The organism is Solirubrobacter ginsenosidimutans, assembly GCF_027587205.1.
Map to the genome: position 1 here is coordinate 1 of NZ_JAPDOD010000031.1, position 26,431 is coordinate 26,431.

At 70.7% G+C, this 26,431-nt stretch carries 19 protein-coding genes and 1 pseudogene; 11 read left to right on the forward strand and 9 right to left on the reverse strand.

From position 1 onward, the window contains the following. Positions 1–925, forward strand: a pseudogene (locus OM076_RS27770) (hypothetical protein); the annotation flags it as partial. Here the strand turns inward: OM076_RS27770 and OM076_RS27775 are convergent. Then, positions 922–2,070, reverse strand: a complete 1,149-nt coding sequence (locus OM076_RS27775; protein ID WP_270043374.1) for an MFS transporter — start codon at positions 2,068–2,070, stop codon at positions 922–924. The pseudogene OM076_RS27770 and the gene OM076_RS27775 sit on opposite strands and share 4 nt — an antisense overlap. A gap of 94 nt (positions 2,071–2,164) precedes the next feature. On the opposite strand from OM076_RS27775, the gene OM076_RS27780 reads away from it, so the two are divergent. Then, positions 2,165–3,325 (forward strand): ROK family transcriptional regulator, encoded by a 1,161-nt coding sequence (locus tag OM076_RS27780; protein WP_270043375.1) that lies wholly within the window; start codon positions 2,165–2,167, stop codon positions 3,323–3,325. Here OM076_RS27780 and OM076_RS27785 read toward each other — a convergent pair whose 3' ends face one another. The 5 genes from OM076_RS27785 to OM076_RS27805 all read right to left on the reverse strand — a co-directional run bounded on the left by OM076_RS27785 (position 3,326) and on the right by OM076_RS27805 (position 10,032). Further along, positions 3,326–4,597, reverse strand: a complete 1,272-nt coding sequence (locus tag OM076_RS27785; protein WP_270043376.1) for a sugar ABC transporter permease — start codon at positions 4,595–4,597, stop codon at positions 3,326–3,328. Beyond that, on the reverse strand, positions 4,594–5,364 hold the full coding sequence (locus tag OM076_RS27790; RefSeq protein ID WP_270043377.1) for an ATP-binding cassette domain-containing protein: 771 nt from the start codon (positions 5,362–5,364) through the stop codon (positions 4,594–4,596). Before OM076_RS27790 ends, OM076_RS27785 begins: the two co-directional genes overlap by 4 nt. After that, complete coding sequence (locus OM076_RS27795) at positions 5,364–6,476, reverse strand: sugar ABC transporter substrate-binding protein (protein WP_270043378.1); 1,113 nt, start codon at positions 6,474–6,476, stop codon at positions 5,364–5,366. The genes OM076_RS27790 and OM076_RS27795 overlap by 1 nt, the downstream gene beginning before the upstream one ends. 44 nt (positions 6,477–6,520) lie before the next feature. Then, entirely contained in the window at positions 6,521–7,705 is a 1,185-nt protein-coding gene (gene xylA / locus OM076_RS27800; protein ID WP_270043379.1) for a xylose isomerase, read from the reverse strand. 137 nt (positions 7,706–7,842) lie between these two features. Beyond that, the gene (locus OM076_RS27805) at positions 7,843–10,032 is read right to left on the reverse strand and encodes an ATP-dependent helicase (protein WP_270043380.1); all 2,190 of its coding nucleotides are present in this window, start codon (positions 10,030–10,032) and stop codon (positions 7,843–7,845) included. 59 nt (positions 10,033–10,091) lie between these two features. Here OM076_RS27805 and OM076_RS27810 point away from each other — a divergent pair, with 59 nt between their 5' ends. The 9 genes from OM076_RS27810 to OM076_RS27850 all read left to right on the forward strand — a co-directional run bounded on the left by OM076_RS27810 (position 10,092) and on the right by OM076_RS27850 (position 24,452). Next, a complete protein-coding gene (locus tag OM076_RS27810) occupies positions 10,092–10,979 on the forward strand; it encodes a queuosine salvage family protein (protein WP_270043381.1) in 888 nt (295 codons plus the stop codon). A 228-nt stretch (positions 10,980–11,207) separates the two neighbouring features. Then, the gene (locus OM076_RS27815; protein ID WP_270043382.1) at positions 11,208–13,505 is read left to right on the forward strand and encodes an Ig-like domain-containing protein; all 2,298 of its coding nucleotides are present in this window, start codon (positions 11,208–11,210) and stop codon (positions 13,503–13,505) included. Beyond that, positions 13,505–16,594: a M14 family zinc carboxypeptidase gene (locus OM076_RS27820; protein ID WP_270043383.1), complete on the forward strand. Its 3,090-nt coding sequence runs from the start codon at positions 13,505–13,507 to the stop codon at positions 16,592–16,594. Before OM076_RS27815 ends, OM076_RS27820 begins: the two co-directional genes overlap by 1 nt. A 108-nt stretch (positions 16,595–16,702) precedes the next feature. After that, on the forward strand, positions 16,703–18,373 hold the full coding sequence (locus tag OM076_RS27825; protein ID WP_270043384.1) for an L-lactate permease: 1,671 nt from the start codon (positions 16,703–16,705) through the stop codon (positions 18,371–18,373). Continuing rightward, positions 18,358–19,803 (forward strand): FAD-linked oxidase C-terminal domain-containing protein, encoded by a 1,446-nt coding sequence (locus OM076_RS27830; RefSeq protein ID WP_270043385.1) that lies wholly within the window; start codon positions 18,358–18,360, stop codon positions 19,801–19,803. Before OM076_RS27825 ends, OM076_RS27830 begins: the two co-directional genes overlap by 16 nt. After that, on the forward strand, positions 19,800–20,861 hold the full coding sequence (locus tag OM076_RS27835) for an FAD-binding oxidoreductase (RefSeq protein WP_270043386.1): 1,062 nt from the start codon (positions 19,800–19,802) through the stop codon (positions 20,859–20,861). Before OM076_RS27830 ends, OM076_RS27835 begins: the two co-directional genes overlap by 4 nt. Further along, positions 20,858–22,081: a (Fe-S)-binding protein gene (locus OM076_RS27840; RefSeq protein ID WP_270043387.1), complete on the forward strand. Its 1,224-nt coding sequence runs from the start codon at positions 20,858–20,860 to the stop codon at positions 22,079–22,081. The genes OM076_RS27835 and OM076_RS27840 overlap by 4 nt, the downstream gene beginning before the upstream one ends. Next, positions 22,078–23,622, forward strand: a complete 1,545-nt coding sequence (gene aceB, locus OM076_RS27845) for a malate synthase A (protein WP_270043388.1) — start codon at positions 22,078–22,080, stop codon at positions 23,620–23,622. The genes OM076_RS27840 and aceB overlap by 4 nt, the downstream gene beginning before the upstream one ends. A gap of 35 nt (positions 23,623–23,657) precedes the next feature. Beyond that, positions 23,658–24,452, forward strand: a complete 795-nt coding sequence (locus OM076_RS27850) for a hypothetical protein (RefSeq protein WP_270043389.1) — start codon at positions 23,658–23,660, stop codon at positions 24,450–24,452. On the opposite strand, the gene OM076_RS27855 is transcribed toward OM076_RS27850, so the two are convergent. From OM076_RS27855 to cysE, 3 genes are read right to left on the reverse strand one after another with little or no spacing between them, the layout of a single operon-like run. Then, entirely contained in the window at positions 24,449–25,264 is an 816-nt protein-coding gene (locus OM076_RS27855) for a hypothetical protein (RefSeq protein WP_270043390.1), read from the reverse strand. The two genes, OM076_RS27850 and OM076_RS27855, sit on opposite strands and share 4 nt — an antisense overlap. Beyond that, a complete protein-coding gene (locus OM076_RS27860) occupies positions 25,261–25,689 on the reverse strand; it encodes an SRPBCC family protein (protein WP_270043391.1) in 429 nt (142 codons plus the stop codon). The genes OM076_RS27855 and OM076_RS27860 overlap by 4 nt, the downstream gene beginning before the upstream one ends. 10 nt (positions 25,690–25,699) lie before the next feature. Beyond that, entirely contained in the window at positions 25,700–26,428 is a 729-nt protein-coding gene (cysE, locus tag OM076_RS27865; RefSeq protein ID WP_270043392.1) for a serine O-acetyltransferase, read from the reverse strand. Between the last annotated feature and the right edge of the window lie 3 nt (positions 26,429–26,431).

Here is a 26,431-nt window from a genome sequence, read left to right on the forward strand (position 1 = left end):
CGCGGCGTCCGGCGGCGGTGTCCTCGGCGGCGGTGCCGCCAACGGCGCGGGCTCTGCCGGCGGCGCTCTCAGCGGCGGCGCTGCCAGTGGCGCGGGATCGGCCGCGGGCGGCGCTCTCGGCGGCGGCGCACCCGGCGCCGGTGTTCTCGGCGGTGGCGCGGGCTCCTCTGGCGCCGGTGTTCTCGGCGGCGCCGCCAGTGGCACGGGCTCGGCCGGCGGCGCGGGTTCGGCCGGCGGCGCCTTTGGCGCAGGCGCAGGTTCTGCCGGTGGCGCGCTCGGCGGCGGTGCCGTGAGCGGCGCGGGCTCGGCGGTTGCCGGTGGTGGAGTGGCGGTCGGCGGTGGCGGGTCGGCGCTGCTGGTCAAGATCGCGGTCGGGATCGCGCTCGTCGGCGGCGGCGCGGCCGGTGGGGTTGCGGCGTCCGGCGGCGTCGCGGAGCCCGCCGGCGTCGAGGCCGCGGCGACGTTCGTCGCCGAGACCCCCACACCCACTCCGAGCGAGACGCCCACCCCAACGCCCACCGAGACGCCGACCGCGACTCCCACACCCACCGCGACCGCGACCGCCTCACCCACCCCGCACGGCGAGACGCATCACTCGCCGACGGCCACACCCACGGCGACCTCGACGCCCGCCGCTACACCCCCACCCGCCTCGACCCCCGCCCCCACCCACACGGCCCAGCCCACCGCCACCGCGGCGGCCACGAAACCGAAGTCCAAGCCCAAGCCGAAGCCGAAGCCGGAGAACGCGGTCCACGGCACGGTGAACGAGACGGTGCCGGCCGTCACCGGCGTCGTCGACGAGCCCGAGCCCACCGCGACAGCGGCCGCGCCCGCCACGACCGCCCCCGCGCAGAATCGCCAGCGCGGCAAGCGCCGGAATCGCGCGCCGGCGCAACCCGCCGCGCCCGCCCCGACCCCCTAGGCGGTGGCGGGGCGGCGAACCTGGCGTGTCGTGCGGAGCACGAGGAACGCCGCCAGGCAGACGACGGACAGCGCGAGGTAGGCGACCTCGTCGCCCGCGGCCTGGCCGAGCCGCGCCCCACCGATGTCGCCGAGGCTCTGGCCCGTCGCCCACGTGAGGTTCATCAGCCCGAAGGCGAGGCCCTGCTCGAGCCCGACCGCGTCGGCACCGTCGCTCAACATCGACATCGACGGCGCCCAGAGCAGGCCGATCACCGGAGAGCCGATGACGATCAGGATGCCCAGCGTCACCGCGTCGGTCGGCCAGGGCAGCAGAGCGAACGTCACCGCGCCGCCGATCAGCCCGCCCAGGAGCGGAGCAAGCGGCCCGCGCCGGTCGCTGAAGCGGCCCGCCAGCGGCGAGACGATCGCCTCGAACGCCGCGCTCATCAGCCAGATCCCGCCGATCGCGGCCGTCGTGGCGCCGAGCTCGTCCAGGCGCAGCGGCCCGAGCACGCTCAAGGTCCCGAACAGCAGCCCGGGAACCGTGATCAGCAGCAGGCCGGTCTTGACCTGGCCGTTGCGCAGCGCGCCGCGCAGCCCGCGCAGGGACCCGTCGCCCAGCGGAGCGGCGGCCGGCGTGCGCAGCGTCCACAGCATCAGCCCGACGCCGACCAGCGCGATCGAGCAGAACACGAGCTCGAAGCCGAAGAGATCCGCCGCGACGCCGATCACCGGACCGAGCAGCGCGCCCGCGATCGCCGCGCCCATCGCGGAGCCGATCATCTCGCCGCGCTTCTCGCGCGGCGCGGCGCCGGCCAGCCAGGCCATCGCCCCCGCCCACGACGCGGCGCCGCCGACGCCCTGGATGAAGCGGGCGAGGTCGAGCAGCACGATGTTGTCCACGAACGCGACGGCGATGCTCGAGAGCACCATCAGCGCCAGCCCGAGCAGGACGGTCGGGCGCACGCCGACGCGCGCCGCCAGGATCCCGCCCGGCAGACCACCCACGAACGTGCCGATCGGATACGCCGCCGCGAGGATGCCCGCGCCCGTCTTGGACAGACCGAACTCCTCCGTCAGATCGGGCAACAGTGGGGTGATCGCCGCGTAGAACGACGTGTCGACGAGGACGACCGCGGAGACGAGGAGCAGGAGCTTGCGCATTTGGACCCAGCCGATGCTAGGTGCAGCCCATTCGGGCCACGAGGCGGCTAACCCCACAGACCAGGGTTCGATTCCGCGCCCGTAAGCTTCGGGCGTGGCCGTCGAGTTCAACGCGCGTCAGACCAATCGCCTGCGCGTGATCCAGGCGCTCTACCGGCACCCGCGCAGCAGCAGAAGCGCCGTCGCCGAGCTCACCGGACTCTCACGTCCGACCGTCTCGGCCTTCATGGAGGAGCTCGAGCGCGCGGGCATCGTGGAGGAGTTCGAGGACCCGACGCCCCGCCAGAGCGGCCGCCCGCCGGTGCTGATGGCGCTGGTGCCGCGCGCCGCGTTCGCGGTCGGCGTCGACATGGGCCACGAGCACCTCCGCGTGGCGACCTGCGATCTCTCCGGCGAGATCCTCAGCGACGAGTACACGGCGATCGACGTCGATCACGCGCCCCAGGCGAGCATGGACCTGGCGGCCGAGCTCGTGCAGCGGACGCTCGACGAAGCAGGCGTCGCCAAGGAGCATCTGATCGGCGTCGCGATGGCGCTGGCGGCGCCGGTGGACGGAGAGACCGGGCACGTCTTCGCCGAGGGCATCCTGCCGTCGTGGGGCGGCGTCGAGCCCGCCGCGGAGATGTCGAGGCGGCTCGATCTGCCCGTGCACATCGAGAACGACGCGAACCTCGGCGCGCTCGGCGAGCATCGCTTCGGCGCCGGCAAGGGCGCCGACCAGATGGCGTACGTCCGGCTGTCGGCGGGCATCGGGCTCGGCCTCGTCCTCTGCGGCAAGGCCTTCGGGGGCAACAACGGGATCGCGGGCGAGCTCGGCCACGTGCGCGTGTCGCGGGACGGGCCGATCTGCCGCTGCGGCAACCGCGGGTGCCTGGAGATGGTCGCCAGCCCCAGCGCGGTCGCGCGCCTGCTCGGCCCCGACGTCTCCGTCGCGCGCCTGCTGGAGCGGGCGACGAGCGGCGAGCGGGGCGCGATCCGCGCCGTCGCCGACGCGGGCGAGCTGATCGGCGAGGCGCTGGCCACGCTCGTCACGCTGCTGAACCCGAAGCTGATCGTGGTCGGCGGCGATCTCGCCACCACCGGCGACGTCGTGCTCGACCCGATCCGCGCCGCGATCGCCCGCTATGGCATCCCGCCCGCCGCGGAAGCGGTGCGCGTCGTCCCGGGCAAGCTCAAGGGCCGCGCCGAGGTGCTCGGCGCGGCCGCCCTGGTGCTGGACCAGTCCCCGGAGGCCCTGGCCCAGCGCCTCGACTGATCATCTGCCCGTCGCCGCCGCCCTCCGGCGCGAGATGGCATCGACGCTCGCCGCGAGCAGGAGCACGAGCCCGTTGACGATGAACTGCACGCCCGACTTCTCGGTCACGAGCGGCAGCCCGTTGGCGATGATCGCCACGACCAGACCGCCGGTCACCGCGTCCGAGATCCGGCCGCGCCCACCGAACAGCGACGTGCCGCCGATCACCGCCGCGCCCACCGCGTACAGCAGCGTCTGCGCACCACCCGTGGTGGGCGAGACGGAGTTGTCACGCGAGGCCAGCAGGATGCCCGCCACGACCGCCAGCGTCGATCCGAGGATGAAGCAGTAGGTCTTGACCCCGGCGACGTTGATGCCCGCTCGCCGCGCCGCCTCCGCGTTACCGCCGACCGCGAACACGTGCCGCCCGAACCCGGTGCGGGTCAGCAGGAACGTCAGCGCCACGAACAGGACCGTGACGAGCGGGACCACCCACGGCACGCCCTGGATGACGATCGGCGCGTTGGCCCGCTGGCGCTCCTGGTTGAGCAGGAAGACGGCCACGATCATCACGACCGCGAGCCCGATGACCTTCGCAGCCCACACCGATAGCGCCGCCGTCGGCAGGCCGGCGCGCCGCCGGCGCTGGATGGCCATGAATGTCGCGGCGGCGAACCCGCCGATGACGAGCGCAGCGAACAACCAGCCAATGCCGACCGGCATGTTCTTGTTCATGACATCGAGCACGGCGTTCGAGCGGATCGGGATCGTCCCGCCCTCGCCGATGATCAACAACATCGCGCCCTGCAATCCCAGGAAGTAGGCCAAGGAGACGACGAACGACGGGATGCCCAGGCGCGCGACGAGCAACGCGATCGTCCAGCCGATCGCCACGCCCGCGGCCAGCGCGGCGAGGATCGCGAGCGGCCACGCCCAGCCGTGCTCGGTCAGGGTGACACCGAGGATCGCGGCGCCGGTGCCGGCGGTGAAGCCGGCGGAGAGGTCGATCTCCCCCAGCAGCAAGACGAAGACCACGCCCATCGCGAGCACGGTGATCGCCGCGCCCTGGTTGATCAGGTTGGCGAAGTTGGTCTCGGTCAGGAACGAATCCGGTTGCAGGATGCCGAAGACGATGACCAGGACGATCGCCCCGATGACCGCGGGCAATGCGCCCAGATCGCCGCCCTTGACGCGTTCCCAGTAGCCGCCCGCGGCCTCGCGCAGGCCACTTTGGCCCGCGGCCTCCTCGAGCTCGAACTCCGAGACCGGGGGTTCGGCGAGGTGCGCGCTCATGCGGCCGCCGCCGCTTCCGGATGCAGCCCGAGATCGTCCGAGCGACCGGTGGTGATCAGCTCGACCACCTGCCGGTTGGTGACGTCCTTGGTCTGCACCTGCGCCACCATCCGCCCCAGGAACAGGCAGGCGATGTCATCGGCGACCTGGAAGACGTCGTTCATGTTGTGGGTGATCAGGACGACGCCGATGCCATTGTCCGCGAGGCGCCGGACCAGGTTCAGGACCTGCTCGGTCTGCGCCACGCCCAGCGCGGCGGTCGGCTCGTCGAGGATCACCAGCTTGGAGTTCCACAGCACCGCGCGGGCGATCGCCACGGTCTGGCGCTGACCGCCCGAGAGGCTCGAGACGCTCTGGCGCAGCGAGTGCAACGTCCGCACGGAGAGCGTCTTGAGCGTCGCGCCCGCCTGCTTCTCCATCTCGGTCTCGTTGAGCGTCCAGCCCGACTTCAGCTCGCGCCCGAGGAACATGTTGTTGACGACGTCGAGGTTGTCCGACAGCGCGAGGTCCTGATAGACGATCTCGATGCCGAGGGCGTTGGCGTCCTTCGGGCCGTGCACGGTGACCGGCTTGCCCTCGAAGGACATCTCGCCGTCGTCGAACGCGTTGATCCCGGCGACCCCCTTGATCAGCGTGCTCTTGCCGGCGCCGTTGTCGCCCACCAGCGCGGTCACGCGACCGGGTGCGACGTCGAAGTCGACGTCATGGAGGACATGGACGGCGCCGAAGCTCTTGTTGACGCCCCGGAGCGAGAGGAGCGCGCTCATCAACTGATGCCGTTGGCGGTGCAGGCGGCCTTGAGCGCGGCCGTGGTGCAGATCTTGGCGGAGGTCGTGAAGCCATCGTTGATGACGTCCTTCACGCTGTCCTTGAAGATCGCCTGCGGCTGCAGCAGCACGCTCTTGACCTGCTTGTGGGTCACGGTGTCCTCCACCGAGCCCGTGGCCTGCGCGGCCGCGCCGGCCTTGTCGCCCTTCACGAGCGCGATCGCGAGACTCGACGCCGCGTCGGCCTCCTTCTTGACGGCCTTGTAGACCGTCATGCACTGGGTACCGAGCAGCACGCGCTGCAGGCCCTCGTCGGTGGCGTCCTGACCAGTGGTCGGGATCGTCTTGGAGTCGCCGTTGCGGGCCAGCACCGCTGCCACCGCGCCGCCGAGGCCGTCGTTGGCGGAGTCCACGCCGACGAACTTGCCGTTGGCCTTCGTGAACATCTGCTCGAAGATCGTGCCGGCCTTGGTGTTGTCCCAGTCCGGCACGGACTGGTCAGCCGCGATCGTGTAACCCGCGGCCTTGATCGCCTTCTCGTAGCCCTGCTTGAACAGCGTGGCGTTGTTGTCGGTCGGCGAGCCGTTGAGCAGCGCCACCGGGCCCGAGTTGTTGCCGTTGGCCTGCATGCACTTCACGAGGCCTTCGCCCTGCGCGGTCCCCACCGCCACGTTGTCGAAGGAGACGTAGTAGTCGGCGCCGCCGCCGAGCGTCAGGCGGTCGTAGTCGATGACCGGCACGCCCTGCGCGTGCGCCTTGGTGATCACCGCGGCCGCCGAAGGGCTGTCGAGGTTGACGATCAGGAGCGCGTTGACGCCCTCGTTGAGCATCTGGTCGGCGATCGTGGCGAACTTCGCCTTGTCGCCGTTGGCGTTCTGGATGTCCGCCTGGACCCCCGCCGCCTTGAACGCGTCGCCCAGGAACGGGCGGTCCGCGCCCTCCCAGCGGGCCGACGACTGGGTGTCGGGCAGGATGACGCCGACTTTCAGCTTGGCCGCGGGCGTGGCCGTGCCGGCCGCGCCCCCGCTGCTGGACGAGGAGTCGCTGCCACAGGCCGCGACTCCGAGCATGAGGGCGCCTGCCGCGCCGATGGCCATCACTCGCTTCAACATTTCTGGTGAGTCCTTCCGATGATCCGGGGTGCCGCGCGCCGCCGTCAGCGCACGCCGAGCAGCACGTCGACCAGCAACTGGTCGAGGCGCTCGTTGAAATAGCCGCGCTCAGCGAGCGCGTCGAGAGCCCAGGCCTCGTCCTTGAGTGCCTCGGCCTCGTCGCCGTCGACGGTGTTGAGCGCGAGCTCGGCCACCGACGCGGCCTCCATCGCTTCCTGGACCTCGGGCAGCGCGTCGAAGTGCGCCGCCCGGTCGGCCAGGGCGCTGTAGGTGGACATGCAACCGCGGACGAAGTCCCAGACGCCGTCTGCGTTCTCGTTGCGGTAGGAGTGCGCGTCGAAGGCGAGCGGGCCGGAGTAGCCGGCGCGCTCGAGCAGGCGCACGAGCAAGAAGGTTTCCTTGAGGTCCTCCGCGCCGAAGCGGAAGTCCTGGTCGTAGCGGCCGATCCGCTGCGCGTTGAGGTCGATGTGGAAGAGCTTGTCCGCCCACAGCGCCTGGCCGACGGCGTGGTGGAAGCTCAGCCCGGCCATGGTCTCGTGGGCGACTTCGGGGTTGACGCCGACCAGCTCCGGGCGCTTGAGGGTGGAGACGAAGTGCAGGGCGTGGCCGACGGTCGGCAGGAAGATGTCCCCGCGCGGCTCGTTGGGCTTGGGCTCGATCGCGAACTTGAGGTCGTAGCCGTTGTCGACGACGTAGTCGCCGAGCACGTCGATCGCCTCGCGGTAGCGCTCCAGCGCGTCGCGCGGATCCTTCGCGACACCCGCCTCGGTGCCCTCGCGCCCGCCCCAGAAGACGTAGACCTCGGCGCCCAGCTCGGCGGCCGTGTCGATGAAGTTCATCGCCTTGCCGATCGCCGCGCGACGGACCTTCCGGTCATTCGACGTGAAGGCGCCGTCCTTGAACGCGGCGTGGCCGAAGAGGTTGGTCGTCGCCATGCCGACGCCGAGGCCGGTCTCGTCGAGTGCGCCTTTGAAGCGCTTGACGATGCGATCTCGCTCGGCGAGCGGGATGCCCCACGGGAGCAGATCGTCGTCGTGCAGGCTCACGCCCCACGCGCCGAGCTCGGCGAGCTTGTGGACTGAGTCGACGGGGTCGACCACCTCGCGGGTGGGACCACCGAACGGGTCGCGGCCCGGATTGCCGACCGTCCAGAGGCCGAACGTGAAGCGATGTCGCGGCGCGCTGCCGTCTCGCTGGTCGAGGGCTGCAGCCGGTGCCGTTCGCGTCATCAACGTCTCCTCATGAACATGAAAGTCGTCGAGTGACGCTACCGCCGTTTCCCGAAACTTCAATGAGAATTTCGCAAATTTCTCACGATCGCCGGAACCTTATGGTTCTGCTGACGCGGCGTTAAGCAGGTTCTTAACTAACGGCGCTTGAGCGGAGCGTAATCGGCCATCAGCTTGCGCTCGCTGCCGTCGCCCGCGAAGCGCACGACGACGATGCCGCCCGGCTCCAGGCCCGTGACGACGCCCTCGCCGAGCTTGGAGTGCACCACGTCCTCGCCGATGCGGAAGACCGAGCCGTCGGTGTCCCCCGCGACTTCCGCCGATGCCTGCGCCGCCCCGGCCCACGACGCGACGCGCCCGGGCGCGGGGAAGCCCGCGGACAGGCGCTGGCGCTGGTCGGTGAGGTCGCGCGGGATCTCGTCGAGGAAGCGGCTGCGGATCGTCGGCCCGCCCATGCTGCCCCCGAACGCGCCGCGCCGGCGGGCGTAGGTCAGCGTGAGGTCGCGCATCGCGCGGGTCAGGCCGACGTAGGCGAGCCGGCGCTCCTCGTCGATGTTGCCCTCCTCGATCGAGCGCGAGTGCGGGAACGTCCCGTCCTCCATCCCGATGATGAAGACGATCGGGAACTCCAGGCCCTTGGCGTTGTGCAGCGTCATCAGCGTCACGAGGCCCTCGTCGTCGCGGATCGTGTCCGCGTCCGCCAGCAGCGCGATCTGCTGCAGGAACTCGCCGATGTTGCCCTCGGGGTTGTTGGCGTCGTACTCCTGCGTGACCCGGACGAGCTCCTCGAGGTTCTCCAGCCGGCCCTGGGCCTCGATCGTGCGCTCGGCCTCCAGCGCTTCCTTGTAGCCGGTCTCCTCGAGCAGCTCCTGCAGCAGCTGGGCGACGGGCGCGCCGCCCTCGACGCGCTCTTTGAGGCGGGTCATGGTCGACATGAAGCGCTCGAGCGACTTGCGGGCGGCCGTCGCCAGGCCCGGGATGTCGTCGATCGCCGCGTCCCACACCGTCATCCCCATCGACGCCGCATGCGCGAGCACGCGCGACATCGACGTCTGCCCAAGGCCCCGCCGCGGCGAGTTGGCGATCCGCGTGAACGCCGTCCCGTCCTGCGGATTGACCAGGAACGTGAGGTAGTTGACCGCGTCCTTGATCTCGGCGCGCTCGTAGAACTTCGTGCCGCCGATGATCTGGTAGCCGACCCCGGCCCGGACGAGCATGTCCTCGAGCACCCGCGACTGCGCGTTGGTGCGGTAGAAGATCGCGATCTCAGCCCTCGACACGCCCTCGTCGACGAGCCGGTTGACCTCGGCCGTGACGAACCGCGACTCGGCGTGCTCGTCGGCCATCTCGCGCACGCGAACCGGATCGCCCTCCCCCACGTCCGTCCACAGATGCTTGGTCATCTGCCCGCGGTTGTTGGAGATCACCGCGTTCGCGGCATCCAGGATCGTCTGCGTCGAGCGGTAATTCTGCTCGAGCTTGACCACGTGGGCGTCGGGATAGTCGTCCTCGAAGTTGAGGATGTTCTTGATGTCCGCTCCGCGGAAACCGTAGATCGACTGCGCGTCGTCGCCAACCACGGCCAGGTTGCGGTGGTCGCCCGTGAGGAGCTGGAGCCAGCGGTACTGGACGTGGTTGGTGTCCTGGTACTCGTCGACCATGATCCAGCGGAAGGCGGCCGAGTAGCGGTCGCGGACCTCCTGGAACATCTCGAGCAGGTTCACCGAGCGGACGAGCAGGTCGTCGAAGTCCATCGCGTTGGAGCGGTGCAGCTCGCGCTCGTAGAGGTCGTAGACGTCGGCGACCGTCTGCTCGAAGAAGGAGCCGACGAGCTGGCGGTAGTCCTCCGGCGAGCGAAGCTTGTTCTTCGCGTCGGAGATCTGGGACTGCATCGCGCGGGGCGTGAAGCGCTTGACGTCGACGTCCAGATCGTCAAGGCATTTCTTGATGAGGCGGCGCTGGTCGGCGGAGTCGTAGATCGTGAACTGGCGGGTGTAGCCGAGCCGGTGGGCGTCGGCGCGCAGCATCCGGGCGCAGGCGGCGTGGAACGTCATCACCCACATCGCGCGCGTGGCGCGGCCGACGAGCAGCTCGACGCGCTCGCGCATCTCCGACGCGGCCTTGTTGGTGAACGTGATCGCGAGGATCTCGCTCGGCTTGGCCTGGCCGGTGCGCAACAGGTACGCGATCCGGTGGGTGAGCACGCGGGTCTTGCCCGAGCCGGCGCCCGCGAGGATCAGCAGCGGGCCTTCACCGTGCACGACCGCATCGCGCTGGGGCGGATTGAGCCCTTCGAGGAGGGCGTCGATGGCGGCGTCGGCGGGCACTTCGAACCACGCTAGCGCGCGGTCAGGACGCGTCCGCGCTCGGTAAGGTCGCCGCCCGCATGGGATCGCTCACCGACGACATCCGCGCCGCGGCCGCGCGCGTCGCGCGAGAGGCGAGGAGCGTGCGGATCGCCGACGCGCGGATCGAGTCCTACGCGCGCGAGCTCCCGCCCGAGGCCCCGCCCACGCCGGACCTGCCGGACGCCGACGACGAGACCCGCGCCGCGTTCAGCCTCCAGCTCAACGCGATCAACTTCGGCAGCGGCTGGTTCCCCACGCTGAACAAGCCGCCCGGCCTCTCGGGGTTCAGGACGATCGAGCGCGGGCTGCGCACCCGCGGCCCATGGACCGCGAAGCAGCTCCGGGCCCTCACCCGCGAGGACGTCGCGCGTACCTTCGGCCAGGACCCCGAACACGAGCTGATGGGCCTCTTCGCCCTCCACCTCAACGCGCTGGGCACGAAGATCGACGGGTCCTTCCAGGCCTTCGCCGCAGCCCACGACGGCGTCGAGCACCTCGCGACGACCCTCGCGCAGTGGGAGACCTGGCGGGACGTGAGCCCGTACCCGAGCGGCGACGTCCCACTCTTCAAGCGCGCGCAGATCGCCGCCGCCGACCTCGCCCTCGCGGGCTTGATCGCCCCAACGGGCCTGGAGCGGCTCACGCTCTTCGCCGACAACCTCGTGCCCCACGTTCTGCGGCTCGACGGCGTCCTCGAGTTCGACGACGACCTCAGGGCACGGATCGACGCCGGGGCCCTCCTCGCGCACGGCTCACCGGAGGAGGTCGAGATCCGCGCCACCGCGCTGCACGCGGTCGAGCTTCTCGTCCACGCGCACCCACGCGCGACCACCGCGTCGGCGCTCGACTGGGTGCTCTGGACGCGCGGCGGCGAGCCGCGCTACAAGGCGCACCCGAGACACCGCTCCCGGACCACGGCCTACTAGAAACCCGCACACCGGACGCGCGGCCTGTTGAGAGAGGTCAACGGCGAAATCCTCTCGCCGAGCCCCAGATCCGACATTATCTATTCGTTGGTACATGGGTGCGCGGAGTAGGAACCCGCGCAGCGATCCCGAGGGGGGCTTAACGCTTTGAGGTATGGGTTGCTACCCGCGCTCGTCAGCGCGGGCGTTCTGTGCTGTGCACAGGGCGCGTATGCAGCGACACTCACCGTGGACGACGATAAGGCCGATTGCCCGGCCGCGTCGTACACCTCGGTGCAGGCCGCGGTCGACGCGGCGCACGCTGGCGACACCGTCGTCATCTGCCAGGGCGAGTACGTCGAGGGAGACGGCTCACCCGGATCGAACGCGGTGACGATCACCAAGAACATCACTTTGAAGGGCGCGGGGGCGGATCTCGTGAAGATCACGCCCAAGGCCGACCCGCTCGTGCGCGGGCGCATCCTGGAGGACGCGCCGGACCTTCGTAATGGCGTCGGCGACATCGTCGCCATCGTCGGCACGCCGACCCAGCCGCTCACGGTCAACATCTCCGGCGTCACGGTCGACGGCTATGACCCGCAGGGCCGCGAGGTCGCGGTCGAGGCCGGCATCCTGTTCCTCGACGCCAAGGGCTCGATCGTCCGCAGCCGCGTGACGAACATCGTGACCTCCGAGGGCGACAACGCCTACACCCGCGTGGGCGGCTGGCGTGGCCCGCAACCGGGCATCGGCATCGTCCAGACCTCCAACGCGCTGCTCTCGCCGGTCGACGGCGCGCGCAAGCTCGTGATCGACCGCACTCGCGTCGACAAGTACAACCAGATCGGCATCCTGATCGACGGCGCGCAGAACGACGCGGCGCCGTTCATCGCCTCCGGCGCGATCAACTGGGGCGTCATCACCGCCAGCCAGGTGATCGGCCGCACCGAGTGCGTCAACTTCGCCGGCACGGGCAGCTGCCCGACCGTCGGCCTGCTGACGACCGGGCCGCTGTTCGGCCAGGACGGCGTGCGCGTCACGAGTGGCAGCTACGCCACCATCGACAGCTCGCTGATCTCGCAGAACCTCGTCAACGGCACCGGCGCGCCGACGCGCAACTCCGACGCGAACAACGCCAACCTCACGCTGGGCGCCGGCGTGCGCTACATCGCGGCGAAGATCGCGCTGTACGCGAGCGCGACCGGCCAGGTCGTCTACTCGCGGATCGGCACGAGCAACGTCGTCGACAACGCGTACGGCGTGCTCAACGTCGCGGCCGACGGCACGACCGCCGTCACCGGCAACCCGAACGCGACGGATCTGCAGTCGCAGGGCAACCTGCTCAAGGCCGAGAACAACTGGTGGGGCCTGCGTTACAACTCCACCACCAACCCCGGCCCGGCGATCTCGCCGACGACCAACCCGCAGGTCCCGGAGAACCCGGTCAACGGCACCGCCACGGTCGAGACGGCCAGCGGCGCCACGACGTCGAACTCCGTCGACTTCTACCCGTACCGGAGCGGCCCGCAGTCGGATCCGACGAACGGCGAGTACCCGGTGCTGACCGCGCCGATCCCGGTCGACGACGCGGCCCCGACGGTCACGCTCGCCGCTCCGGCGAGCGCCAACCGCGGTACGACGATCACGCTCACCGCGACGCCGGCTGACGATTTCGGCATCAAGCGCGTGCGCTTCGCGGACGGGCTGACCACGATCGCCACGGTCACCGCGCCGCCGTACCGGGCCAGCTTCACGATCCCGGCGACCGCCGCCTGCAACAGCGTCCGCACGTTCAGCGCGGTTGCGATGGACTCGCTGGGTCAGACGCAGTCGGCCACCGCGCCGGTCACCGTGACCTGCGGTGCCGACCCGCAGCCGACTCCGACCGCCACGGTCACCGCGACCGCGACCGTCACGGTCGGTGGCACCGTCACCCCGGAGCCCAAGCCCGTCACCGACGGCGGCACGCCCAAGGCGGGCCTCCCGGCCGCGAGCTTCATCTCGTGGCCGCGCTCGATCGCGGGCAAGTCCCGCGTCGTGTTCGACGCCTCCGCTCCGGCCGGCCTGAAGTCGGCCGCCGTCATCCTCGGCACGCGCACGCTGTGCGTCGTCAGCGCCGCCCCGTTCGTCTGCGACTTCTCGCCGACCGGCGCCGATGTCGGTGGCCAGACGCTGCGGCTCGTCGTCACCGACCTGCTCGGGGAGACGACCGAGCAGTCGCGCAATGTCGTCGTCTCGCGCTTCGTCGCCACGCTCAAGCTCAACGTGTCCAAGAAGGCTACGAAGGCCGGCGTCAAGCGCACCCTGACGGGCACGGTCACGTTCCCGGCCGCCGCCGGCACGTCCCAGGCCTGCGCGGGCAAGGTCATGCTCACGATCAAGCGCGCCGGTCGCTCGATCCTCAACCAGGAGGTCCCGCTGTCGAAGCGCTGCACCTTCTCACGCTCGGTCACCGCCAAGCGTGGAAGCCAGTCCTTCTCGGCCAAGGTCACGTTCAGCGGTAACACCGTCCTGAACACGACCGACCAGAGCCGGAGGTTCTCGTGATGTCGTTCCGGAAGCTCGCCGTCGCGCTCGCCGCGGCCGCGCTCACGGTCGGCGCCGCTCCGTCGCTCGCGCAGGCTGACGTCGACCCGGTGGGCTGCACGCAGACCCTCGGGTACGACAACACGATCCCGAGCTGGGACACGTGGTTCATGACCCACCCGGACCCGGACGCCGTGCTCCCGCTCGGCGCCGGCCGGACCGGCCAGGGCGGCGGCCACCCGTCGTTCGACTTCGTCAGCGGCGCGCCGACCCCGTACGGGCGCAACCTGACGAAGGTCATCTACGAGTACTGGGACGGCGTGGTCGCGGCGACCGCGAACAACCCGCGCGTCCGCCTGATCAAGAAGTACCTCGGCAAGTCCGCCACCGGTGACCGCGACATCGCGTTCTACGTCGCGGGCTCGACCGCGAACATCGAGAAGCTCGACGGACCGAACGGCGACGCCGCCTTCTGGCGCGGCGTGCGCTCGGGCGAGATCTCGACGGACGTCGGCCTGGAGGGCGTCGGCAGCAGGCCCGCGTTCGCGTGGGTCACGGCGACCCCGCACGGCGGCGAGTCCGCCGCCGCGGAGTCGATCACGCGCTCGATGTACGAGATGCTCGCGCGCACCGACTGCGAGAACGCTCGCCGGCTGAAGAACGTCGAGACCTTCTACCAGCCGGTCCGCAACCCCGACGGTCGCGACGCCACGAACCGGACCACGGCCTACGGGTTTGACCCGAACCGTGACTTCGGGACGCAGAACCAGCAGGAGAACAAGATCATGGTTCCGGCCATGAACCAGTACCCGGGTGTGTTCTTCATCGACGCGCACCAGCAGTCCAGCGGGTACTTCTTCCCGCCCAACGAGGATCCGGTCCACCACGAGATCTCGACGTTCTCGCTGGACTTCATCCAGAACCAGATCGGTCCGGCGCTGCAGCGGGTCTTCAACGACCAGTCGGCGCAGTACCAGAACTACAACTCCTACGACCTGTTCACGCCGGAGTACGGCGACACGGTCCCGTCGCTGATCATGGGCGCGGCCGGCATGACGTACGAGAAGGGCAACAGCGAGGTCTACGGCAAGCAGGTCTACGACCACTACCTCGCGATCGACACGACGCTGAACCTGACGTCGGACGACAAGAACAACATCCTCTCCAACTGGGTCCGCCAGTGGGGCGAGGCGATCGCGCAGGGCCAGGCCTGCCAGCTGCAGCCGAACAAGCTGGTCAGCCCGCTGCACGACACGATCAAGCAGCAGCCCAAGGGCACGGTGTGCGGCTACTTCTTCCGGCCGGACCAGCACACGGGCGACCTGCAGGCGATGCTCGACCTGCTGATGAAGACGGGCGTCCGGGTGTACACGCTCAACACGCCGGTCGCCGTCAACGGCTACCACCAGTACGGCAACAGCACGGCAGGCGGCACGCCCAACTCGGTCGACGGGCAGACCCTGCCCGCGGGCACGCTGTGGATCCCGATGAACCAGGGCATGAAGCACTGGATCCAGGCGCTCCTGGGCGAGAACCCGTTCATCCCGTACGACTACTACTACGACGTCGTCACCTGGAGCTACCCGCTCCAGCGCGGCCTCGCCGGCTCCGGCTTCCTGACGACCCCGATGTCCCCGGGCGTCCAGATGACCGAGCTCACCTCGGCTCCGCAGCTCGGTGGCGCGCCGTCCGGCGTCTCCGCCGTGTACGCGTTCAACACCGACTCGGCGCGCGGCCTCGGCCTCGCGATCGACCTGCTCGACAAGGGCGTCAACGTGTACCGCTCGACCGCGGGCTTCACCGCCTCGGGCAAGACGTTCTACACGGGCTCCGCGCTCGTCGACGGCGCCTCGCTGGCCGGCCGCGGCGTGGACCTCAACGCGCTGGCCGTCAAGCGCCAGACCCCGGTGATCGGCCTCAACAGCTACCCGGCCCCGCGCCGGCAGCTGGCCAAGCCGAAGATCGGCCTCTTCACCGGTGGGACGACGATCCCGTCGAACCCGCTGTTCAAGTCGGGCCCGAACATCACCGGCACGCACGGCTACTGCCCGGAGGCGGGCTTCGGCGGCTCGTTCTGCGAGGCGCTGCACTCGCTGGCGGTCAAGCTCGAGATCCCGCTGAGCGCGCTGATCCCGGTCACCTCGACCGACCTGGCCAACAACCGCCTGGTGACGGAGGGCTTCACCGCCTTCATCAACCCGAACATGTCGATCGCCACCACGTCGGGCACCCCGGCGACGATCACGCCGACGGGCACCAACCTGCTGGCGTTCATGAACGGCGGTGGCAACTACATCGGCATCAACGCCACCGGTGTGACCGCGGCCCGCTCGATCGGGGCCACGACGCTGAACACGACCTCGATCTCGGGTCTGCTGACGCCGGGCTCGACGTTCGACGGCAGCTACGACACGACCAACCCGGTCGCCTGGGGCTTCGACCTCGGCGGCTGGATCTACCGCGACTCGACCAACAACCCGGTGTTCGACACCGGGACGCTGGACGGCTCCTCGGTCGTGACGTACGGCAACACGCCGGATGAGAAGTACGGCTACGAGTCCCGTGCCGACCAGCTGACCGCCCGTCCCGCGGTGGTCGACAAGCCGACCGGCTCGGGCCACGCGGTCCTGATCGGCTTCAACCCGTTCTACCGCTCCTGGAAGGAGCAGGACGAGCGGTTGGTGCTCAACAGCGCCCTCTACCCGAAGGGCGCCGTGATCGGTGCCCCGGCGCCGTCGGCGGCCACGGCCGAGCCGGCTCCGACGCTGGCCGAGATCGCCCCGGCGGCCGAGCCGATCGTCAAGGCCGAGCTGCCCAAGGCGGGCGAGACCAAGGCGCTCGCGCCGGTCAAGGCCGGCTCCAAGGTCGACCGCGACGTGCGCATCCAGGTCAAGCGCGCCGACGGCGCCAAGCTCAAGGCGGCCGTGAAGGCGGCCAAGCTGACCAAGGCGCTGACGAAGCAGATCAAGTACACGACGACCAAGACCACGGTGACGCTCGTGGTCAAGGGCGCCCGTACGTCCGACGAGCACGCCCGCAAGACGTGGGTGTCGCGCATCACGCAGCAGCTGGATCGCCGCAAGGTCGATCCGCTGTACGCGCTCGTCTAGCAGTCGCAGTTCGCGCCCCCCGGAACCGGCTCACGGTTCCGGGGGGCGTTGCCGTTCGTCGTCTCTTGGGTAGATCGGGTCTCAGGTCCCCCGGGAGGAGAGACGCAGATGTACAAGCAGGTGCTGGACCCCGTCGGCGATTCGCTGTTCCTGAGCGCGCTGGTCGCCATGATCCCGCTGGCCACGCTGTTCCTGTTGCTGGGCGGGCTGAAGCTGAAATCGCACTGGGCGGGGCTGCTCGCGCTGCTGGCGGCGATCCTCGTCGCCGTGATCGCCTACTCGATGCCGGTCGGTCAAGCACTGGACGCGGCCGTCGAAGGCGCGGCCTTCGGCCTGTTCCCGATCATGTGGATCGTCTGGAACGCGATCTGGATCTTCAACATGACCGAGGACAGCGGGCACTTCGCGGTGCTGCGGCGGTCGTTCGCGGCGATCTCCGACGATCAGCGCATCCAGGCGGTGATCATCGCCTTCTCCTTCGGCGCGCTGCTCGAGGCGCTGGCCGGGTTCGGCACGCCGGTCGCGATCACGTCGATAATGCTGCTCGGGCTGGGCTTCAAGCCGATGAAGGCCGCCTCCGTGGCCCTGGTGGCCAACACCGCGCCGGTGGCGTTCGGCGCGATCGCGATCCCGATCGTGACGCTCGCGGGTCTGACCGAGATCCCGAAGGAGGACCTGGGCGCGATGGTCGGCCGGCAGACCCCGCTGCTGGCGCTGTTCGTGCCGCTGATCCTGGTCGGCATGGTCGACGGCTGGCGCGGCATCCGCGCCGTCTGGCCGGCTGCGCTGACCGGCGGCGTGAGCTTCGCGATCGGCCAGTTCGTGTGCTCGAACTACCTCTCGGTCGAGCTGACCGACATCGTCGCGTCGCTGTTGTCGGTCGCGGCGATGGTCGCCTTCCTGCGCGTGTGGCAGCCGGGCACGCCGCTGGTGGCGGAGAGCGTGCTCCGGCGCGGCGGCCCGCTGATCGCTGGCGCGGCCACCGCGGACGCGACCCACGAGGCGGCGATCCGGAGGCGCGAGGGCGACGGGAAGGACTCGCGCGCCGACGTCATCGGCGCCTACGCGCCGTACGTGATCATCATCATCGTCTTCGGCCTGGCCCAGTGGGGCCCGATCAAGGACCTCGTCGCCAAGGGCACGGCGGAGTTCAGCTGGCCGGGCCTGAACATCCTCAACGCCAAGGGCGAAGCGCCGTCGGCGGTCACCTACAAGCTCAACTGGGCGCCCGCGGCCGGCTCGCTGCTGCTGCTCTGCGGCCTGCTGACGATGGCGTACCTGCGGATCGCGCCGCGCGCGGCCGCGCACGCGTACGGGCGCATGGTCAACCAGCTCAAGTGGGCGACGGTCACCGTCGCCGCGGTGCTCGCCCTGGCCTACGTGATGAACCTGAGCGCGCAGACGCTCACGATCGGCACCTGGATCGCGGGCGCAGGCGGGATCTTCGCCCTGCTGTCGCCGATCATCGGCTGGCTCGGCACCGCCGTGACCGGCTCGGACACGTCGTCGAACTCGCTGTTCGGCGTGCTGCAGGTCTCCGCGGCGAAGGAGGCGGGGCTCGACCAGACGCTGATGGCGGCGGCGAACTCCAGCGGCGGCGTGCTGGGCAAGATGGTCTCGCCCCAGAACCTGGCGATCGGGGCGGCCGCCGTCGGCCTCGGGGGTCAGGAGGGCGAGGTGTTCAGGAAGGTGATCGGCTGGAGCCTGCTGCTGCTTGCGATCATGTGCGTCCTGGTGTACCTGCAATCGACGGCGGTGTTGTCTTGGATGGTCGTCTAGTCGCGGAGCTGACGCGGATCGTCGGCGAAGAGTGGATCTATACGGCTGAGCATCAGCTGCGCACGTACGAGTCCGACGGGCTGCTGCAGTACCACGCGTCGCCGGCCGCGGCGGTGCTGCCGAACTCGACCGAGCAGGTGCGGGCGGTCGTGGCGGCCTGCTCGGCCGCGGGGGTCCCGTGGGTGGCGCGCGGCGCCGGGTCCGGGTTGTCCGGAGGCGCGCTGCCGGTCGAGGACGGCGTGCTGGTGGTGCTCTCGCGGATGAAGCGGATCCTCGAGATCGACCTCGACAACGGGCGGGTGTGCGTCGAGCCGGGTGTGACCAACGCGAACGTGAGCGCCGCGGTCGGGCCGGCGTTCTTCTACCCGCCCGACCCGTCGTCGCAGATCGTCTGCTCGATCGGCGGCAACGTCGCCGAGAACTCCGGCGGCGCGCACTGCTTCAAATATGGCTTCACGACCAACTACGTCACCGGGCTGGAGATCGTGCTCGGCGACGGCGAGCTGATCACGGTCGGCGGCTACGAGCTGGACTCCCCCGGTTACGACCTGCTGGGCGCGTTCGTGGGCTCTGAGGGCACGCTGGGGGTGGCGACCAAGATCTGGCTGCGGGTGGTCCCCTCGCCCGAGACGGTGAAGACGCTGGTCGCGTTCTTCGACTCCACGCAGGCGGCCGGCGAGGCGGTGTCGGAGATCGTCCAGGGCGGCGTCGTGCCGGGCGCGATCGAGATGATGGACGCGCGCGCCATCGAGGCGTCCGAGCAGATGGGTCATGCGGGCTGGAGCACCCGCGCCGCCGCCCTGCTGGTGGAGCTCGACGGATCGCAGCACGAGTGCGAGGCGCGCTTCGACGAGGTGGTCGCCATCTGCGAGCGCTGCGGTTCCGACGACGTCCGCATCGCTCGCGATGAGCCGGAACGGCAGGTCTTCTGGAAGATGCGCAAGGCCGCGTTCCCCGCCATGGGCCGGATCTCGCCCAACTACTTCGTCCAGGACGGCGTGATCCCGCGCACCAAGCTCCCGGAGGTGCTCGAGCGCATCGAGACGCTGGCGAAGGAGTACGACATGATCGTGGCCAACGTGTTCCACGCCGGGGACGGGAACCTGCACCCGCTTGTCTGTTACGACGGCCGCAAGCCGGGCGACGCCGAGAAGGCCGAGGAGCTGTCCGGGCTGATCATCGACGCGTGCCTGGACGCCGGCGGGTCGATCACCGGCGAGCACGGCGTCGGGATCGACAAGAAGAAGCACATGCCGAAGATGTTCGCCGAGGAGGATCTGGACGCGTTCCAGCGCCTGCGCTGCTCGTTCGATCCCGCCGGGCTGGCCAATCCGGGCAAGCTGATGCCGACGCCGCGGCTGTGCGGCGAGGTGCCCGGGCACTACCGGGAGCACCCGCTCGAAGCGGCAGGGCTGGCGGAGCGGTTTTGAGGCCGGAGAGCGTCGCGGAGGCGGCGAAGCTGCTCAAGGGGCTGGACCGGCCGATCCGGCCGGTCGGCGGCGGGACCAAGCCGTGGATGGCGTCCGGCGACGAGGAGCCGCTGGAGACCGGCGGGCTGGATCGCATCCTCGAGCACAACGTCGGGGACTTCACGGCGGTGCTCGAGGCGGGTGTGCCGTTCGCGGAGGCGCAGGCGACGTTCGCCGCGCACGGGCAGCGGCTCGCCTGGGACCCACCAATGGGATCCCCGCCCCACGCGACGATCGGCGGGATCATGGCGACCGGGGACTCCGGGCCGCTGCGCCACCGCTACGGCGGCGTGCGCGATCTCGTGGTCGGCGCTTCGGTGGTGCTGAGCGACGGGACGGTCGCCAAGTCCGGTGGCAAGGTGATCAAGAACGTCGCGGGCTATGACCTGGCGAAGCTGTTCGCCGGCTCCTATGGGACGCTCGGGCTGATCGCGACCGTGAGCGTGCGCCTGCACCCGCTGCCGTCGAAGACCGCGACCATCCGGGTCGCGTCCGACGACCCCGACGAGTTGCTGGTCAGGACGCTGGAGCTCGCGCGGAGACCGCTCGAGGCCGACTGCTTCGACGTCGTCTGGCGCGACGGCGCGGGCGAGCTTTTGGTGCAGTTCTCCGGCGCCGCCGCGGAGGAGGCGGCGCGGCGGGCGGGTGAGCTGGTCGACCAGGACTGGGAGGCGGTGCGCTCGCTCCAGCGCTCGCCCGACGGCGCGGTCTTGAAGGTCTCCGGGCGGCCCACCGATCTGCCGGCCGTGATCCGCGCGGCGGGCGACGCCACGGTCGTCTCGCGCGCCGCGCTCGGACTCTCGTGGATCGCGTTCGCCCCGGGCGAGGACCTGGCGGCGCGGGTGGCGGCGGCGCGCGCCGCGCTCTCCCCCCGCGCGTGCACGGTCCAGGACGGCGCGCCGCGGATCGGCGACGTCTGGCCCGACGCCGGCGGGGCGCTCGTCGTCATGGAACGCCTGAAGGCCCGCTTCGACCCGGCCCGGATCTTCCGCCCGGGCGCTTTCGTAGGAGGAATATGAGCGCCGCCTGGGACACCACCCATCCGCCCGACCCCGACCTGATCAAGGACTGCGTGCACTGCGGCTTCTGCCTGCCCACGTGCCCGTCCTACGCGGTCTTCGAGGACGAGATGGACTCGCCGCGCGGGCGGATCGTGCTGATGAAGGTGGGGCACGAGGAGGGCTCGACGATCTCGCCCGAGATGGTCACCCACTTCGACCGCTGCCTCGGCTGCATGGCGTGCGTGACGGCCTGCCCGTCGGGCGTGCAGTACGACAAGCTGATCGAGCGCACCCGGCCGCAGCTCGAGCGCTCGGAGGCGCGCACGTGGCAGGAGCGGGCCTACAAGAAGGCGATCTTCGCCGTCTTCACGCACCCGGCACGGCTGCGCGCGCTCGCCCCGGGCGCGAAGCTCGGCCCCAAGCTCGCGCCGCTGGTGCCCACGGCGCGGTTGAAGTCGATGCTCTCGCTCGCGCCCTCTAAGGCGACGTACCGGCCGCTGCCGAAGGTCAAGCGCTCCCCCGCCCCGGTGCAGCGCGGCCGCGTGGCGTTCATGCAGGGGTGCATCCAGCGGGTGTTCTTCGGCGACGTCAACGCGGCCACCGTGCGGGTGCTGACCGCCGAGGGGTTCGAGGTGCACTCGCCGCGGTCCCCGCGCTGCTGCGGCGCGCTGCAGATGCACTCCGGGGTCGAGGAGGAGGCGCTGCCGCTGGCCGAGGCGACGATCGCCGCCTACGAGGGCTTCGACCACATCGTCACCAACGTCGCCGGCTGCGGCTCGGTGATGAAGGACTACGGGCACCTGCTCGACACCGACCGCGCACGCGAGTTCTCCGCCAAGGTCGTCGACGTCCACGAGTTCCTGGCGGCGCACGAGCCACAGGCCGTGCGCAAGCCGATCGAGCTGCGCGCCGCCTACCACGACGCGTGCCACCTCGCCCACGCCCAGAAGGTCCGCCTGCAGCCGCGCGAGCTGCTGCGCGGCATCCCGGGCATCGAGCTGCTCGAGCCGGCCGAGTGGGAGCTCTGCTGCGGCTCGGCGGGCATCTACAACCTGCTGCAGCCCGAGGCGGCGGCCAAGCTCGGCGCGCGCAAGGCGGACAACCTGCGCGCGACCGGCGCGGAGGCGATCGCCGCGGCCAATCCCGGCTGCGCGCTGCAGATCGCCAAGCACCTCGATCTGCCCATCTATCACCCGATGACCCTGCTCGACATGTCTCTCAGAGGAGTGAAGCCGTGAAGGTCCAAGCCGCCGCGCCCCCGGACGAGTCGCTCGCAACGATCCTGTCCGACGAGGCCTTGGCCTTCGTGGGCGAGCTGCAGGAGCGCTTCGGAGCGCGCCGCGCCGAGCTGCTGCAGGCCCGGGCCGAGCGCGGCACCCCGACCGGGTTCCTCGCCGAGACCGAGGAGATCCGCCGCGGCGACTGGCAGGTGCCGCCGCCGCGCCCGGACTATGAGAACCGCCGCGCGGAGATCACCGGCCCGACCGACCGCAAGCTCGTCATCAATGCGCTCAACAGCGGCGCGAAGGGCTTCATGGCCGACTTCGAGGACGCCAACTCCCCCACCTGGCGCAACCAGGTCGAGGGTCACCGCAACCTGATGGACGCGATCGACGGCACGATCACCTACGACGGCGCCGACGGCCGCCACTACGAGCTGGTCGACGCTCCGGCGACGCTGCTGGTGCGCCCGCGCGGCTGGCACCTGCCCGAGAAGCACCTGACGATCGGCGGCGAGCCGGTCGCGGGCGCGTTCATGGACTTCGGCCTGTACGCCTTCCACAGCGGCCCGCTGCTCGCCGCGCGCGACAAGGGCCTCTACCTCTACCTGCCGAAGCTGGAGCACTGGCAGGAAGCCGCGCTCTGGAACGACGTCTTCCGCTTCACCCGCGAAGCGCTGGGTCTGCCCCCGGGCCTGATCCGCGCGACCGTGCTGATCGAGACCCTGCCCGCCGCGTTCCAGATGGCCGAGATCATCCACGCGCTCGGCGAGCATTCCTACGGGCTCAACGCCGGCCGCTGGGACTACATCTTCTCGATGATCAAGGTCTTCCGCGACGATCCGAGCTTCGTCCTGCCCGACCGCAACGACGTCAAGATGACCGTCCCGTTCATGCGGGCGTACTCGGAGCTTCTGGTCAAGACCTGCCACGAGCACGGGGCGTTCGCGATGGGCGGCATGGCGGCGCTGATCCCCTCGCGCAAGGATGAGGAGGCCAACCAGCGCGCGCTGGACGCCGTCAAGGCCGACAAGGAGCGCGAGGCCAAGGCGGGCTTCGACGGCACCTGGGTCGCGCACCCCGACGTGGTCGACGTCGCGCTGGCGGCGTTCGAGGAGGTCCTCGGCGACCGCCCGAACCAGATCGACAAGCAGCGCTACGACGTCAACGTGTCCCCCGAGCAACTGCTCGATGCCGCCTCCACCCCCGGCGAGATCACCGAGGAGGGCCTGCGCGCGGACGTCAACGTCGGCTTCCAGTACATCTCGTTCTGGCTCGGCGGCCGCGGCGCCGCCGGCATCAACAACCTGATGGAGGACGCCGCGACCGCGGAGATCTCCCGCTCGCAGATCTGGCAGTGGGTGCGCCACGGCAAGTTCGACCGCGAGCACGTCCGCCAGGTCCTGCAGGAGGAGATGGACAAGATCCACGCCGAGGTCGGCGACGAGACCTGGGAGAAGGGCCGCCCGGAGGAGACCCGCGCGATCTTCGAGCGGGTCGCGCTCTCGGACGAGTTCCCGGAGTTCCTGACCCTGCCCGCGTACGAGTACATCGACTAGGTCGACACGACCGTGGCGTGACTACCCTCGCGCCCATGCTTCGCGCCACGGTCGTCTTCATCGCGCTGGTCGCCGCCCTGATCGGCGGCGCGCCGGCCGCGTTCGCGCAGGCGCCCGAGCCGTCGGTGTCGACGACCTACGGCAGCGCCACGCCGGCGTATCTCTCCGGCACCGAGTCTCCGCGATCGGGCGCCGGGCCGACCGTGATCAAGGACGGGTTCGGCCTCAACCCGCCGACGCTGATGGCGGACCCCGGGTCGGTCGTGACGATCACGCTCGCTGACGACGCCGACGCGGTGGTCGCCTTCCTGGGCGCGGAGACGCTCCCCGTGGCCCCGGCGGGCGAGCATGCGTACGCCGTCACGGTGCCGGCCGGCGCCGTGCTCCCGCAGAGCTTCGCGTTCCGGGTCGAATCCTCGGGCGAGCGGACCCTGCTCACCGACTCGTGGGTGCTCCAGCTCGGCCCCGAACCCGCCCAGGCCGCAGCGCCCGAGCCCACGCCGGCGGCAGTGACACCCGCACCCGTGCAGGGACCCGCGGTCCCGACCTCGCTCCGCCTGCGCGGCGCGCGCCTGGCGGTCGTCATGCGTTGCCCCGTCGCCTCGACCGGCGGCTGCGAGGGCGGCTCGCTGACGTTGAAGTGGGGATCGCGGCGCGTCGCGCGGATCGCCGTCGGCCGGCTGCCGGCGGGTGCGAGCACCACGGCCCGGACCCACCTCGCCGCTCGGCTCCTCCGCCAGCTCCGGCGACACCGCGTGCGCACGCTGCGCGGGACGTTCACGCCGGTGAGCGGCGCCCCGGTCGTCGTCGGGCGGCTGGCGCTTCGCTAGCGGCGGCCCGCGAGCCGCTCGCGGGCCGAGGCGATCGCCGCGAGGCCCTCGTCCAGCGCCTCGTCGACGGCGGCGGTGGCGCCCTTGGCGTTGTAGTCGTTCGCGCGGCCATAGGCCTCGACCGCGCGGTCGTAGTCGGCCTTGGCGGCGGGGCTGGGATCGCCGAGGGTGACGTCGAGCTCGAGTGCTCGGATGCTGTCGCCGAGGCGCACGAACTCGTCGTTCTGCTCGATGTGGCCCACCTCGGAGACGCCATCGGCCCCGCCTTCGCGGCGCGCGCGTCGACGGCCGAGGACCAGGAACGCCCCGCCCACGACCACGACGATCAGCACGACGATGGCGATCAACGCGCCCGCGCTGCTGCCGCCCGCGCCGGCGTCGTCCTGCGCCTTGCCGGCGGTGTCGATGAACGTCTCGAGCGTCGCCTCGAGGTCGTCGGGGTGCGCCTTGCGGGCCGCGTCCCCCGCCGCGGCGGCGTCGAATCCGTCGCTGAGCGTGCGGAACTCGTTGCCGACGGCGAGCGCGTAGGTGCCCTTGCGGCCGACCGCCTCGCGCAGCGCGATCAGCGTCCGTCCGGCGCTGTCGACCTGCGCGCTCTGCGGGAGCACCGCGATGAACAGCGGTGCCGCGCCGGCGGAGTCGATCCGCGCCTGCAGCGCCTGGGCATCGACCTGCGAGGCCAGCTCCGCGTCCGGCGCGACGTAGACCGGATCGCCCTTGAGGGCGTTCGCGGCGGCGTCGACGCTCTGCGCCCCGGCAGGCGCCGCGAGCGCCAAGAAGAGCAGCATCGCCAGCACCGCGATCATTCTCATGAGCCGGACAGTACCTCGCGCAGCCGCTCGAGGTCCGCAGTCAGCTTCTTCTCCAGGCGCCCCTGGACGACTGGAATCAGCATCCGCCCGGTCAGCCCGCCCGCCTTGGCCTCGAGCGTCTGCGTCAGCGTCGTGCCGCCGCCGTTCGGGGTCAGGCTGTACTCGCTGACGACCTTCACGCCGTTGGTCTCGAAGCGGGTCTCCGCCGCGCGCGGCGGGTCGTAGGCCACGATCTCCATGTTGAGCTTGATGCCGCCGGCGACTTCGAGCGTCTGGCGCACGGTCGCGCCCTGGGCGAGCGGCCCTTCGACCGAGTAGCTCTGCAGATCGCTCGTCCACTGCGGGACCTTGTCCTCTTCGAGCAACCAGGGGAAGACGGCTTCAGGTGGCTGAGTGAGCTCAACGGAATGAGAGAAGGAGGGCACGAGGCCCAGGCTACCCGCCCGCGGGGCTCGGACCGCGCGCGGGGCGCAGCGGAACTACCTCAGCAGGCGCGCCGGGCTCCTCACCGCGCAGCATCGCGACCTCGCGCTCGAGCATCGCCACCCGCGTCGCCATCTGCTTGAGCGCGTCGGCGATCGGGTCCGGCAGGTGCACCCAGTCGGCGTCCGGTCCTTCGGGCTTGCGGCCTTCGATCCGCACCGGGTGCCCGGGGTTGCCGACCACGGTGGAGTTCGGCGGCACCTCGTGGATGACGACCGTGTTCGCGCCGATCTTCGCCCCGTGGCCGATCGTGATCGGCCCGAGCAGCTTCGCGCCGGAGCCGATCGTCACGTTGTCCTGCACCGTCGGGTGGCGCTTGCCGGTCTCGAACCCGGTGCCGCCGAGCGTGACGCCCTGATACATCGTCACGTTGTGGCCGACCTCGGCGGTCTCGCCGATCACGACGCCCATCCCGTGATCGATGAACAGCCCGTCGCCGATCTTCGCCCGCGGGTGGATCTCGATCCCGGTCAGCGCGCGCGAGAAGTACGACAGCGCGCGCGGGAGGTACGACACGCCCGCGGCGTCCAGCGCATGGGCGACGCGGTAGGTCAACAGCGCGTGAAGGCCGGGCCAGCCGGTGACGATCCCCAGCGTGGAGACGCCCTCGGCGGCGGGGTCGCGCTCACGCACCGCGGCCACGTCGAGCCGCAGCTTGCGCATCGTGCTCGCGCCCACCATCGA